This window comes from Rosistilla carotiformis (assembly GCF_007753095.1).
In the GTDB taxonomy this organism is placed as follows: domain Bacteria; phylum Planctomycetota; class Planctomycetia; order Pirellulales; family Pirellulaceae; genus Rosistilla; species Rosistilla carotiformis.
Map to the genome: position 1 here is coordinate 7,030,132 of NZ_CP036348.1, position 13,399 is coordinate 7,043,530.

Sequence of the window (13,399 nt, forward strand, 5' to 3'; positions counted from 1 at the left end):
AAAACGCCAAACGCCGGCAGCGCCGGTTATGGAACGGGGACGTTGTCCAAGATCTGCCGGATGCAGTCGTCGACCGTTTTGCCTTCGGCTTCCGCTTCGTAGCTCAACATCACGCGATGCCGCAGCACGTCGGGAGCTAACGATTTGACATCGTGCGGTGTGATGTAGTTGCGGCCTTGCAGGAACGCATGCGCCTTACTGGCCTTCATTAGATTGAGCGAACCGCGCGGGCTGGCTCCCGTTTCGATCATCCCTTCGAGTCCGCGGACGCCCAATTCCGCCGGATTCCGCGTCGCCCGGACGACATCGACCACATAGTCGCGGACCTTGTCGTCGCACCAAATCTTCTCGACGACGCCGCGGGCTCCCATGATATCCTCGGGCGTCGCGATCGCACTGATCTCCGGCATCGGTTTGCCACCGGCCATCCGATCGACCACTTTGCGCTCTTCATCGCGAGTCGGGTAATCGACCATCACCTTCAACATGAAGCGATCGACTTGAGCTTCGGGCAACGGGTACGTTCCCTCTTGATCGATCGGGTTCTGCGTCGCCATGACAAGAAACGGATCCTCAAACCGGAACGTCTCGGTGCCGATCGTGACCTGCCGCTCCTGCATCGCTTCCAGCAACGCGGCTTGCACTTTGGCAGGGGCTCGGTTGATCTCGTCGGCCAGGATCAAGTTCGAAAAGATCGGCCCCTGCTTGATGCTGTACGTCGCCTCTTTGGGATTGAAGACCTCGGTCCCAATCACGTCGGCGGGCAGCATATCGGGAGTGAACTGGATCCGCGAAAAACCTGTATGGATCGCTTTGGCAAGGCTGCTGACGGTCAGCGTTTTGGCTAGCCCCGGCACACCCTCGAGCAGGATGTGACCACCGGTCAACATGCCGATCAACAGTCGCGAGACCATCGCTTCTTGCCCCACCAGCACCCGGCCCACCTCATCGATCAGCTTGGTGCAGGTTTGCGAATATTGGGCGATTTGTTCGTCGATTTGTGGAGCAGTCATATCGTGAATTGGGATCTCTTAGGATTTCAATTTGCTACGAATCGCGTCGAGCAACGGTTCGGGCTGGTCGGCCGACCACTGCACATCAGTTGTCGATTTATCACGGAGGTCTTTGACCTGGCACGTTCCGGCTTCGAATTCCTGATTACCAGCGATCAACGCCAGCGTGAACCCGCGGCCGTCGGCGTACTTCAGTTGTTGCCCCAGCTTCTTCGGTTCGGGGAATACCTCGACGCCAATCCCCGCCGCGCGGACAATTGCCGCCAACTGCAGGTAGGCGTTCAGTTGCCCCTTGTCGAAATAAGGGATGAAAACCGGTGCCGGCGTTCGGACTTGCGGAAGCATCTCCAACTGCTCCATCGCCGCCAACAAGCGATCCAGGCCCAGCGAAGCCCCAACGCCCGGCAGGTGCTGCTTGGTGAACAGTTCGGCCAAGTTGTCGTAGCGACCGCCGCTGCAGACGCTACCGATCGATGGCAACGCGTCGAGGAAAGTCTCGAAGATCACGCCGGTGTAGTAGTCGAGTCCGCGCGCGATCGTCAGGTCCAACTTCACTCGCGACGCGGGAACGCCGGCGGCGGCGAGCCCTTCACGCATCTGCTGCAGCCGCTCAATGCCCAACGCCGCGGTGGCGTTTTCGCCGGTGATCTTGCTCAATTGAGCATACAGATCGTCGGCGTCGACATCGATCTCGGCCAAGGCGAGAACGGCGCGGGCCTGCGACTCGGAAACGCCCGCCGTATCCTGCATCTCCTGAGCGACTTTGTCGGCTCCAATTTTGGCCAGCTTGTCCAACGCGCGAAGCACCAAGACCGAATGCTCGGCGATTCCCAAGTGCTCCAACAAACCGGTCAGCACGCGGCGATCGTTGATGTGAATCTTGAACGCTTCAAACCCAAGCGCCAGCATCAGCGAATGGATCACCAGCGGCGTCTCGATGTCTGCAGCGACACTCTGCGTGCCGATGGTGTCGAAATCGCACTGAATGAATTCGCGATAGCGGCCCGCTTGCGATTTCTCGCCTCGCCAAACCGGCGCGATGTGATACCGCTTAAACGGCGTTCCCAATTCGTTGATGTGTTGCGCGGCAAAGCGGGCGAAGGGGACGGTCAGATCGAACCGCATGCCAACCTGGCGGTTCCCTTGATCGGTAAACTGGTACAGCTGGCGATCGGTCTCGTCACTCCCCTTGCCGGTCAAAACCTCCAGGTATTCGAGCGCCGGCGTATCGATCGGGGCGAAGCCAAAACTGCGGAAAACTTCGCGAGCGATCTCCATGCAGCGTTCCCGCGGCATCATGACTTCGGGCAGATAATCGCGGAAGCCTCGAAGCGTTCGCGGCGTGATTAGTGACATACGATTTTGCGTGCGTGAAGGAGGAAACACTCAGTTAAGATGGGATTTTAACGCGAACCGCCTCAGGGCGTAAGCAACCCACGGCCTAGCTTGTTGTTCCCTAGCGAGGCCGGTTATAGTGGACGATCGAGTCCCAACTCCAATCGTCGCCAACGGATTCCGTTTCGTGAAACAAGTCATCGCCGTCGTGAAGCCGTATCTCGCCCAAAAAGTCCTGGGGAGCCTGGAACGTGCGCCGATCGAAGCGATCACGGTCACCGAGGTCAAAGGTTTTGGACGCCAGAAAAGCTATCTAGACCAATACGGCGACAGCGAATATTCCGAGGCGTTTCTTCCCAAAGTCGAGATCACCGCTTGGGTGGAAGATGCTCGCGTCGAAGAGATCCTGGCCAAACTGGTCTCCGTCGCCCGCAGCGGCCGGATGGGAGACGGCAAGATTTTTGTGATGCCCGTGCTCGGGTTCCTGGAAGAACCAAGCGGCACTTAAGCCGCCGGACGCTCTTCAGTCGCTGACACCAGCACCAACTCAAGTCGCCAGCGACTAACCGCTAGCGTATGAGTTAGAACTCTGACTCGCCGTAAGTCCAGCGAACCAAATCGCCATCTTCCAGCTCGATTGCTCCAACGCCCTCCTGCGCCCATTCTTCGTTCACGGTGTACAACCAGCCTTCGTTTCCGGAAGTCGTCTTGCCGTTGATCGATTGAACAAACGTCATATCTCCTTTGCCGACGATCTCCAACTGGACCGTGTCGTGCATCTCCGCGATCTGACGCATCGCATCGGCGACCGTCGAACCGGCCGGCACCGCATCGAGAGCGACTTCGACAGGTTCGCCCTCGCCAAATTCGAAGACAAAGCGAACCGCAACCTTCGGTCCATCCGCAGGCGGCGCCGCGGCGGGCTCGGTCGCATTCTGGCATCCGACCAAAGCAAGCAACAACAAGCAACCGAACCCAGCGATCCGCTGCAGGCTGGCAACGGAGACGGTTTGACAGACGAACATCATGAAAAATTCCTAAAGTGGAAGCGGTGGAAAACGGGGGAATGTTAGACGAATCGCAGCAGTGCGTATTTCTTCTTGCCGCGCCGCAGCACCATCACCGATTCGCTGGCCAGATCGGCTCGCGTCAACTTGTAGTCGATATCCTGCTGCCGCTGGTTATTGATGTAGGCGCTTCCCTCTTGGACCGCCCGACGGGCTTCGCCGTTACTGGAAACCAGCCCCGATGTCTTGAACGCTTCGACGACCCAAAGCCCCTCGCCTTCGAGCGACGATTTCGGCAGCTCCTTGCTCGGAACATCGGCGAAGATCTGCGTCAGCTCTTTGTCCGACAGATCGCTGATCTCACCACCAAACAGGATCTGCGAAGCGTTCAGCGCGCTCTTCAATCCCGCATCGCCATGCACCAACTGAGTCAACCATTCGGCCAACCGCTTCTGCGCGACCGCGGCCCCCGCATTGTTTTCCAGCTCTTGGGCCAGCGACTCGCATTCCTCGCGGTCGATCTCGGTCAGGTAGTGCAAGCAGGTCATCACGTCTTTATCGTCGACGTTTCGCCAGTATTGGAAGAACTCGTAAGGGCTCGTCCGTTCGGCACTCAACCAGATCGTTCCCCGTTCGGTCTTGCCCATCTTGCGGCCATCGCTGGTCAGCAGCAACGGCGAGGTCATGCCGTACAACTGCGGCGTCCCCATCCGGCGACCGAGATCGATTCCGGCGGTGATGTTGCCCCATTGATCGCTGCCACCCAACTGCACTCGGCAACCGAGCTTCTTGTTCAGTTCGACAAAGTCGTAGGCCTGCAACAGCATGTAACTGAACTCGGTGTAGCTGAGCCCCGCCTCGCTAGTCAGTCGCGACTTAACCGATTCCTTCCCCATCATCACACCGACGGGAAAGTTCTTGCCGACATCACGCAGGAAGTTCAGGTAGCTAAAGTTTTTCATCCAGTCGAAGTTGTTCACCAACTGAGCGGCATTGTCGCCGTCGGAGTCGAGGAAACTCTGCACCTGCGACGCGATCCCCGCGACGTTTTTTTCCAACTGGTCGGCCGACAACAGGTTCCGCTCTTCGCTTTTCCCGCTCGGATCGCCAATCATTCCCGTCGCACCGCCAACCAACGCGACCGGACGATGCCCGGCGCGTTGAAAACGACGCAGCATCATCAGGGGCAACAGGCTGCCAACGTGCAGACTGTCGGCCGTCGGGTCGAAGCCCGCGTAGACGCTTTGAGAACCTTCGGACAAGAGTTTCGCAAGTCCCGCTTCATCGGTGACTTGATGGATCAGGTTCCGCCAGCGGAGTTCCGAGAGGATGTCGGTCATAGGTCTGAAAGCAGCAGCGTGATGTAGAGAATGGAAACAATACGAACACAGGCCCGACAGCCGGGCCTGCGATTTGGTTCACGAAAATCAAGCCAGCCGAATCAAACGTCGGCTTGCGACCACTGGCCGTCGATGAACCGCCAAGTCGACCCGGTCGGATTTTTGTCCTGCAGCAATTCGGGCAGGCGTGCTGGCCGAACGGCATCGAAGCAGGTCAGTTTGGCAAATCGTGGCAACGCGGCCGGAATGCCGACGGCGGTGAAGCCGGGGTGGCCGGTCGATGGATAGGGACCGCCGTGATTCATCGCGGGACTGACAGCGACGCCGGTCGGCATCTTGTCATTCAAGATCCGGCCGACCTTCGGTTCCAACGCGAAGGCGACTTGCGGATAAACCGCGTCGTCGGATCCGTCGTTCGCCGAATAGATGCATCCGGTCAGATTGCCTTCCAACGAATCGATCACTTGGGTCAATTGATCGATGTCGTCGGCAACCACAACCATCGACGCGTTGCCAAACGCTTCGGTCTGGAACGTTTCAGGATCGCTAAGGAATTTCCCGCCCGTTGTTTTCAGCAGCGTGTTGGATCGGGCACAGCGACCTTCGACCGGATCGCCTCCGCCGCAGACCAATTCCGCCCCTGCGTCGCGCAATGTTTGGATTCCCGCTCCCAACGACTTCGTGACCGCGGGCGATAGCAACGTGCCGGGCGTAGCCGCTTGATAGGCAGCCGAAACCGCTTCGACAAATTTGTCCGCGTCCTCACCCTTGGTCATCAGGATGATCCCGGGGCTAGTGCAGAACTGGCCGGTTCCCATCAAGGCGCTGCCGACAAAGTCTTTGATGATCGCATCGCCGCGTTCGACCATCGCACCGGGAAGGATCGCGACGGGATTGACGCTCGACAATTCCAGATAGATCGGTTTGCCAGCGCGATCGGCAGCCGCTTTGAGTGCCAGACCGGCGCCACGCGAACCGGTGTATCCGGTCGCGCCAACGCGAGGATCGGCGACCAATCGCTCGCCATCGGCGTGGTTCAAACGATAGATCAATTGAACCGTTGCGGTCGGCAGGTCGGTCGCTTGCAGCGCGGCAAACGCTTCTTCAGCGAAGATCTTGGTCGTTTCGGGATGCGAGCTGTTCGCTTTGCCGATCACGGGGTTGCCCGCTGCGATCGCGGCGGCGAAATCGCCTCCGCTGAGGCTGCCGAAGGCGAACGGAAAGTTATTGGGTCCAAAGACGCAAATCGGCCCCAAGGACTGGTAACACGATCGGATGCCCGCTTTGGAATCGATCGTCGCGGCGGCCCAATCGCCACTGCGGCAGGCGGCGGCCGCCAAACGCAACTGGTTCGTCGTCCGCGGCAGTTCGACGTCGGCCAATCGCGGGCTGGCGGGCAGCCCGGTTTCGCGGTTCGCCGCGGCGACCAAGCGATCTTTGGCAGCGTCGATGCGGTCGGCAAAGGCTTCCAAAAACGCAGCGATTCGCTCGCGTGGCAGCTGACGCAGTTCAGCATAAGCGGCAGCGGCGGCGTTCAACGCTTCGTCGCAATCCTGCCACGAACTGACCGGAAAAACAGGGCTCAGCAATTCCATGTTGCTTGGATCGGTCGCTTGAAATACGTTAGTATTCGCGGTGTCGAGCGAAGCAGGCCGCCATTGACCGGCAATCAAAACAGGTTCGGATTGGGCTGTTGTGGACATGATTTTCCAGGATTCGTTGGGACTTGTATCCAATCAATAAGGCTTCCAAGCATATCGCCCGAGCTGGCTTTTGGCGAGTGTGCCGAGCCCGCGGGATCGCCTTTCGATTGATCGCCCTCGCGATTGGCTTGCTGCCATTGCTGATGATCGAATCGACCCTCTGGGTGCTCGATTTGCCGCGAGCCGAATCGAGGATCGAAGCGATCGGCGAAGCCAACGGCACGCGTCGCCTGTTCCTTCTCAATCGGGCGACCGGACGCTATGAGATCGCTCCGGATCGGTTGAGCCTGTTCCGCCCGGATTCTTTTGTCGCTGAAAAGCCAGCCGACCTGAGACGCGTTTTTGTCCTGGGAGGTTCGACCGTCCAGGGTCGTCCCTATCAAATCGAGACAGCTTTTTCGACTTGGCTGGGGCTGGCGCTACAAACGTGTGATCCCCGACATCGATGGGAAGTTGTCAATTGCGGCGGCGTTTCGTATGCCAGCTATCGCGTGGCGGCGATCCTCGACGAAGTGCTCCAATACCAACCCGATGCGATCATCTTATACATCGGACACAATGAATTTCTGGAGCGTCAGTCGTTCGGCCAGCTGCAACGCTTGCCCGACTGGCTAGTCCCGTCGCTGAGTGCGGTGGAGCGGATGAGGACGTTCCAATGGCTGCGCAGCCAGATCTTCGCCGACGCCGCGTTGGAACCGAGCACTCGCGAATTGCTGACTCACAACGTCGACGCACTCTTGGACAACCAAGGTGGCCTGGCGGAATATCATCCCGATGCGCCGCCGCGCGAGGCGGTGGAAGAGGCGTTTGCCGACAACCTCGACGCGATGATCGCCTATTGCATGCAGCGGAATGTGCCGGTCATCGTCTGCTGTCCGGCGAGGAACCTCGTCGATTGCCCGCCATTCAAATCGGAACCGCTGGTGCCGCTGGACGATTCCGATCAGCGAGCATTCGACGTGGCGATGGCGACAGCGACCGAGGAACAGGCCGCGGCAGCCGATCGCATCGCGGCGCTTCGCACGGCGCAAGCGATCGATCCCCAAAACCCAAGCGTCGCATATCGGCTGGGGCGACTGATGTTGCAGGCCGGGGAAATCGAGACGGCGCGGCAGCAACTGACACTTGCCGCCGACAACGACAGTTGCCCGCTGCGGATCCGCAGTTCGATGCAGAGTCAGATCCGTGCGATCGCCGCGCAACGACAGGTGCCGCTGCTGGACGTCGATCGACTGATGCAATCGCACAGCCGCAACGGATTGGTCGGGGCAAAGTGGATGGTCGACCATGTCCACCCGACGGTCCACGGCCATCAAATGATCGCCGATGCCCTATTGGAGATCCTCGTCGACCAGCGGATCACATCAAGCGACGTCGATTGCCAAAGCAACCGCGAGACGGCCTACGCCGATCACCTGCGATCGCTCGACGAAAGCTACTTCGTCCGCGGCCAACAACGGCTAGAAGGACTGAAGCAATGGGCCGCCGGCAGGGCGAGATAGTGACGCGATACGTCCCGAAGGGGCAACCGTTTGCATAGCCCAGGGCGAAGCCCTGGGGGGGCGGAAAAGCATTTAATGGATGACGCCCTGTAAGGGCAGGCGAAGAAGAACCGCCCTTTCAGGACTAGCGATTCCGACACACCCGATGACACCCAGGGCGATGCCCTGGGCTATGCAAATGGCTGCCCCTTCGGGACGCTCCTACCCAACAACCGAAACTCTTGACGAGTGCCGCTACTTCTTCGCGCGTTCCGCGAGGCGGATCGCCCGGGTCAGCAGGCGGTCGAAGGTGGCGGCAAACGCTTTTTTATCGGTCTCGCCGTAGGGAGCGGTTCGGCCGACGACCATCCCCGCACCGCGAAGGTCGTCCATAAAGTTACGCATCGACAACCGGCTGGTGATCGTCTCGGGCGAATACTCTTCGCCCCGCGGATCGATCACAAACAACCCTTTCTCGACTAAGTCACCCGCCAACGGTAGATCGGCCGTGATTGCCAGATCGCCCCGCTGGCCTTCCGCCGCGATGTAACGATCCGCCTGGTCCGCTCCCTCGCGAACCTGGATCGATCGCACCATCGACAAACTGGCGGGAACCTCCATCATCCGGTTGGCGACCAAAATCGTTTCGACATCCAATCGCTTGGCGGCGCGAAACACGATCTGCTTAACATCCATGGGAGCCGCATCGGCATCGATCCAAATCTTCACTTCGCTGGGCTCCTGAGATTCACCGCCACAGAGGTGGCACTTCTATTTTTCGAGTTTCCAACCGCGGCCGAAGAACCGACATCGGCCGTTGGTGTAACATGGTTCCAGCTTACCCTCGTCTGCCCACCTTTGAAAATCCTGCCCCAAATGAATCGCATGCAACTCTCCTTCTCAAACCGCATTGTCGTCGCGGTCGCTTTGGCTCTCGTAGCTCCCGCCTGCGGTGCCGCTGAACCATCGATCCGCGAACTGAACCGCTTCGCCGCCGCCGAAGCCCATCAGGCCGTCGCCGTCGACGCGACTTCTTATTACGCGATCTCCAGCCGATCGATCGGTCGCTATGAAAAACAAACCAACAAACCGATCGGCAACTGGACCGCACCCGCCGATTCGAAGATCCAGCATCTGAACAGCGGTCTCGTCTACGACGGGCGTCTGTATTGTGCCCACTCCAACTGGCCCGCCTCGCCGCTGAAGAACACGCTTGAAATCTTTGACGCCGCGACGCTGAAACCTTTGGAGAGCAAGGCGTTTCCCGAAAGCGAAGGAGCGATCAACTGGATCGATCGCCAACACGACGCGTGGTGGATCGTGTTTGCGTTTTACGGCGAAGAGGTCAGCCGGACTCAGCTGGTTCGATACGACGACAACTGGAAACCGACAGGCCACTGGAGTTTCCCGGAACCGGTCGTTCAGCGTTTTCTGCCCAACAGCAACTCCGGCGGCAGCTTTGGTCCCAACGGCGAGCTGTACGTGACCGGGCACGATCGCGGCGAACTGTACGTCTTGGAGGTTCCTGAGGCCGACGGCGAATTGATCTATGTCAACACGCTGACCGCGCCGCTCGCGGGGCAGGGCATCGCATGGGACCGCAGCGACGTCGGCTCGCTGTACGGGATCGTCCGTCGCAACAAAGAAGTCGTTGCGATGCAGATGTCCAACACCGAAGAGTTCACGAAATTGAAGCGTCCGGTGGAGTGGGTTCGCAATAAGAACAATCCCGTGATACCGCCGCGGGGCGAAGGATTTGATGCCACGCGTTGCATGAACCCATGGGTCGTCCGCAGCGGCGACAACTATCGCGTCTTCTACGCCGGCAGGGACAAGGCGGGGACGCACACGCTCGGAATGGCGACGTCGGCAATTGGCAACCTCGCCGATTGGGAGCGGACCGGTCCGCTGTTCGGCTCCGGCGCCCCCGGTTCGTTCGACGCCAAGTGGTGCGTGCTGCCACATGCTGTCAAATTTGGCGACGCGCAATGGCATCTGTATTACACCGGGAACGCCGGGCGTGGCGTAGGGCTGAGCGCCTTCCCGGGACTTGGTCTGGCGACCAGCAGCGATGGAATCAACTGGACGCGCAGCGATCGCCCGCCGGTTCTAGCTCCCAGCGGAGAATACGGCACTCCCGACGCGATCGGGATCGCTGGCGGATCGTTGATCGCGGTCGATCAACCCGACGGGTCGAAGCAGTGGTGGTTCTACTACACCGGCTGTCCAACAACCGGCAAAGCGCATGCGCTCAACCAGCAGAAGACGATCTGCCTGGCGATTTCCGACGACGGCATCCATTGGCAAAAGCGTGGCGCCGTGATGCTCCGCAACCCCGAACGCGACTACGAAAACATCGCCGTCGCCGGTCCGGTCGTGATGCGGGATGACGACGGCATGTTCCGCATGTGGTATTCGGCGATCGGCACGCGATGGGGCTTTTATTCGATCGCGTACGCCGAATCGGACGATGGCATCTACTGGCGCCGCGGAGCAGAATCGGACGACAACCTGCAACTCACTCCCAACGGTTCAGGCTGGGAAAAACAGATGGTCGAATACCCAACCGTGATCCGCGAAGGAGACCATCTGCGGATGTTCTATTGCGGCAACGGCTACGGCACCACCGGAATCGGAACCGCTGTCTCGAAGTAGCCTTTGGGTAGTCGGGAGAGTGGTAGGGCTGAGCCGTGTTTCAATTTGAGCTACCAGCTGGCACGCAATAGCGTGCCAGCTAATTCACTTGAGGACAAGCACTTAATTGCCCTGGCCCGACGCGCTTCATATCGCTGCGGTTGCACATCATCGGATACAATACTTGTTGACGTGACACTGTCGGCACATTGCGAATGCACGAATCCTGTCCCGCATTTACGCTGTGTTCAATGATCTTTCGATCCCGTCTCCCGTGATATGCACACCGGAGGAGATGCTAGGAAATGATTCAGAAATCGAAAACGACTGACACAACCGTCGACGACATCCATCGGACTCGTCGAGAAATTTCTGAAAGCTTTGCCGGCGATCTTCACGCAATCGTTGAAGATGCACGACAACGCCAAGCCACATCGGGACGCCCTCTCTGGCAACCTCCCGCGAACGACCAACCAAACGACAGTCGCATCGAAACGAAGGTCTCGGACACCGACAATCGAACAACCTGAATCCAAGTTGTCGGATGCGCCCGAATTATTCGGGCCAGCCTTTGGTCAGGACGCGTTTCATCGCAGCCAGCGTTTCTTTGCTGACATGGTGCTCGATCCCCTCGGTGTCCGCGGCGGCCGTCTGCTCGCTGACTCCCAATCGCCGCAGAAACGCCTCGACAATCTCGTGCCGTTTTCGCGATTGCGTCGCCAATCGCCTCCCTTTGACTGTCAATTCGATCGGTTGATACGGCTCGGTCTCGACCAATCCGTCCCGCTGCAAACGCCCGATCGTATTGTTGACCGTAGCGTGTGTGACAGCAAATTGATTGACCAAATCGACGGCGCGACAGACCCCACGCTGGGCGATCGCGTCGGCAATCGCTTCGACATAGTCCTCCGCAACCTCGCTAGCGTGGTCGGATCGAGTGCGTTGATGCGTCTTGGAGGGCAAACCAGGATCCCTTAAAGGTGCGGATGCGGCGCCGGTTCCGCCGTCAGTCGTCAGTAATTCCCGGCTCGCGGGGGACCCTGGATTCTATCAATTTTGAATTTTCGACTGAACCCCCTTGATCTTGCCCCACGCGCCGCACTAGTTTAGCACCACCTAAGTTAGCCCGCACTAACTCGAGACTGACACAACGAAGAGCCTGCTTCTTTTATTTGCATGCAAACTTAGCCTGCACTAACTCTGCAAATTCAATCAACCACAACCGAAGGGTCATTTCATGCGAGTCGAACGTTTTCTCATTCGCAAAGACTTTCAAACCGCCTGCAAAAAATGGTCTCGCCGACGAGGGTTTACGCTAGTCGAACTGCTTGTGGTGATCGCGATTATTGGTTTGTTAGTGGGTCTGTTGCTGCCAGCCGTCCAGGCGGCTCGCGAGACGGCGCGGCGGATGTCGTGCAGCAATCAACTGAAGCAAATTGGACTGGCAACGCACAACTACCACTCCACCTTCGGACGGTTCCCATCAGGCTACGTCTCTTATCCGACAAGGAACGGTTCCGCACCCGCTTCGGTTCTGATCGATCCGCTGACCTGGGACGCCGGTCCCGGTTGGGGTTGGTCGACGGGTTTGCTGCCGTTTGTCGAAGCAAGCACGTTGATCGATAGCATGCGGATCGATCAACCGATCTGGTCGGCGGCAAATCGACAAGCGATTGCAACCACGCTGCCGTTGTTCTTGTGCCCCAGCGCTACCGGCGGCGACGGTCCGTTCGATGTTCAGGGCGCGTCGGGCAATCCATTGACCATCGGCGGCGGGACGGTTCGTGTCGGACGCAGCCACTACGTCGCAAGCCACGGTCAAGAGAGTTGTTGGGGCGAGTGTGGATCGGCGGCGACGGGAGAGATCTTTACCAACATCTACACGTCGACGACGACGATTGTGGCGATCGATGGTGATGCGGGGCGAGTGGCCGACGGGCCGTTCTTTCGGAATTCCAAAACGCGTTTCCGCGACGTGACCGATGGGACCACGAACACCATTTTTTTTGGTGAGCACAGTTCGGCACTGAGCGACAAAACGTGGGTGGGCGTCGTGCCCGGTGCTTACACACATCCACAATTCTCTTCGCCCGAAAACGGTCCCGACGCTGCGGCGACGCTGACATTGGTCCACGCCGGGCCCTCAGGCGGCGAACTGGATATCACCGGCAGCCCGATCATTCACCCTGTCAACTTCCCCACCTATCACGTCGGTCAGATGTATTCGCAGCATCCCGGCGGCGGGATGGTTTGCATGGGAGATGGAAGCGTTCGCTTTATCAGCGAATACGTCGATCTGTTCCTGTGGGCGGAACTGTCGAGTATGAACGAAGGCGAAGTCATCGCTGGGGAGTCGCTGTGATGGGAACTTCGAAATCGGAAACATCGCTTCCGCGGCTCGGCTTGGGAATGGTTGCGGTTGCCATGGTTGCCGCGGGGCTGTGGTGGTGGATGCGGCCGCCGGCACCGCTCAGCGAAAACGGATACGACCTGACGATCGCCCTCTATCGCGTTTGCAACCAACGCAGCGACGAGGGGCTGGAGCGAATCGAGCAGCTGTTGGACGAAAGCCGAGCGGCGACGGCGGCAGTCGATCCATCGCACGGGATCGTCGCGGCGATCGTTGCAAAAGCGAAAGCAGGGGACTGGGAAGCGGCAGCCAGAGCGTCGCGACAGGCGTTGGAAGACCAAGTCAAACGCTGAGTATCGGCCGGCGCTGCCGTTATGTTCGGCGCGATCGCTGCGATCGGTGCAGTCTCATCGCAGCGATCGGCCGATCGGAACGGTTGGGCAAATTCAAACCGCCGCGGTCGGCTGACGGCGGATTTGTGATCTACGTTTACTAGGCGTGCCCGATCCATCGATGCGATCGCATGCGGCTTCAAA

Annotated in this window: 12 protein-coding genes; 5 read left to right on the plus strand and 7 right to left on the minus strand. The window is 59.1% G+C overall.

All coding sequences use genetic code 11. From position 1 onward, the window contains the following. Positions 1-26: 26 nt before the first annotated feature. Positions 27-1,013 carry an AAA family ATPase gene (locus Poly24_RS25290; protein ID WP_145102122.1) on the minus strand — a complete coding sequence of 329 codons (987 nt, stop codon included), beginning with the start codon at positions 1,011-1,013 and terminating at the stop codon, positions 27-29. An 18-nt stretch (positions 1,014-1,031) separates the two neighbouring features. Then, on the minus strand, positions 1,032-2,369 hold the full coding sequence (gene hisS, locus Poly24_RS25295) for a histidine--tRNA ligase (protein WP_145102124.1): 1,338 nt from the start codon (positions 2,367-2,369) through the stop codon (positions 1,032-1,034). A gap of 166 nt (positions 2,370-2,535) precedes the next feature. Between hisS and Poly24_RS25300 the strand changes: the two genes are divergently transcribed. After that, entirely contained in the window at positions 2,536-2,856 is a 321-nt protein-coding gene (locus tag Poly24_RS25300) for a P-II family nitrogen regulator (protein ID WP_145102126.1), read from the plus strand. Positions 2,857-2,929: 73 nt separating this feature from the next. On the opposite strand, the gene Poly24_RS25305 is transcribed toward Poly24_RS25300, so the two are convergent. The 3 genes from Poly24_RS25305 to Poly24_RS25315 form a co-directional block, all read right to left on the minus strand. Beyond that, positions 2,930-3,376 (minus strand): DUF4430 domain-containing protein, encoded by a 447-nt coding sequence (locus Poly24_RS25305; protein ID WP_145102128.1) that lies wholly within the window; start codon positions 3,374-3,376, stop codon positions 2,930-2,932. A gap of 41 nt (positions 3,377-3,417) precedes the next feature. Then, entirely contained in the window at positions 3,418-4,695 is a 1,278-nt protein-coding gene (gene tyrS / locus Poly24_RS25310; protein ID WP_145102130.1) for a tyrosine--tRNA ligase, read from the minus strand. 101 nt (positions 4,696-4,796) lie between these two features. Further along, positions 4,797-6,398, minus strand: a complete 1,602-nt coding sequence (locus tag Poly24_RS25315; RefSeq protein ID WP_145102132.1) for an aldehyde dehydrogenase (NADP(+)) — start codon at positions 6,396-6,398, stop codon at positions 4,797-4,799. A gap of 23 nt (positions 6,399-6,421) precedes the next feature. On the opposite strand from Poly24_RS25315, the gene Poly24_RS25320 reads away from it, so the two are divergent. Beyond that, positions 6,422-7,900 carry a tetratricopeptide repeat protein gene (locus tag Poly24_RS25320; RefSeq protein ID WP_145102134.1) on the plus strand — a complete coding sequence of 493 codons (1,479 nt, stop codon included), beginning with the start codon at positions 6,422-6,424 and terminating at the stop codon, positions 7,898-7,900. Between the two features lie 234 nt (positions 7,901-8,134). Here the strand turns inward: Poly24_RS25320 and Poly24_RS25325 are convergent, their stop codons facing one another. Further along, complete coding sequence (locus Poly24_RS25325) at positions 8,135-8,608, minus strand: YaiI/YqxD family protein (RefSeq protein WP_145102136.1); 474 nt, start codon at positions 8,606-8,608, stop codon at positions 8,135-8,137. A 156-nt stretch (positions 8,609-8,764) separates the two neighbouring features. On the opposite strand from Poly24_RS25325, the gene Poly24_RS25330 reads away from it, so the two are divergent. Beyond that, on the plus strand, positions 8,765-10,534 hold the full coding sequence (locus tag Poly24_RS25330; RefSeq protein ID WP_231753348.1) for a glycoside hydrolase family protein: 1,770 nt from the start codon (positions 8,765-8,767) through the stop codon (positions 10,532-10,534). A 534-nt stretch (positions 10,535-11,068) separates the two neighbouring features. Here the strand turns inward: Poly24_RS25330 and mntR are convergent. Further along, positions 11,069-11,530 carry a manganese-binding transcriptional regulator MntR gene (gene mntR / locus Poly24_RS25340; protein ID WP_145102143.1) on the minus strand — a complete coding sequence of 154 codons (462 nt, stop codon included), beginning with the start codon at positions 11,528-11,530 and terminating at the stop codon, positions 11,069-11,071. Between the two features lie 220 nt (positions 11,531-11,750). Here mntR and Poly24_RS25345 point away from each other — a divergent pair, with 220 nt between their 5' ends. Together Poly24_RS25345 and Poly24_RS25350 are read left to right on the plus strand one after the other, a co-directional pair. Continuing rightward, positions 11,751-12,875 (plus strand): DUF1559 domain-containing protein, encoded by a 1,125-nt coding sequence (locus Poly24_RS25345; protein ID WP_145102145.1) that lies wholly within the window; start codon positions 11,751-11,753, stop codon positions 12,873-12,875. After that, positions 12,875-13,216 (plus strand): hypothetical protein, encoded by a 342-nt coding sequence (locus tag Poly24_RS25350; RefSeq protein WP_231753350.1) that lies wholly within the window; start codon positions 12,875-12,877, stop codon positions 13,214-13,216. The genes Poly24_RS25345 and Poly24_RS25350 overlap by 1 nt, the downstream gene beginning before the upstream one ends. Positions 13,217-13,399: the final 183 nt, after the last annotated feature.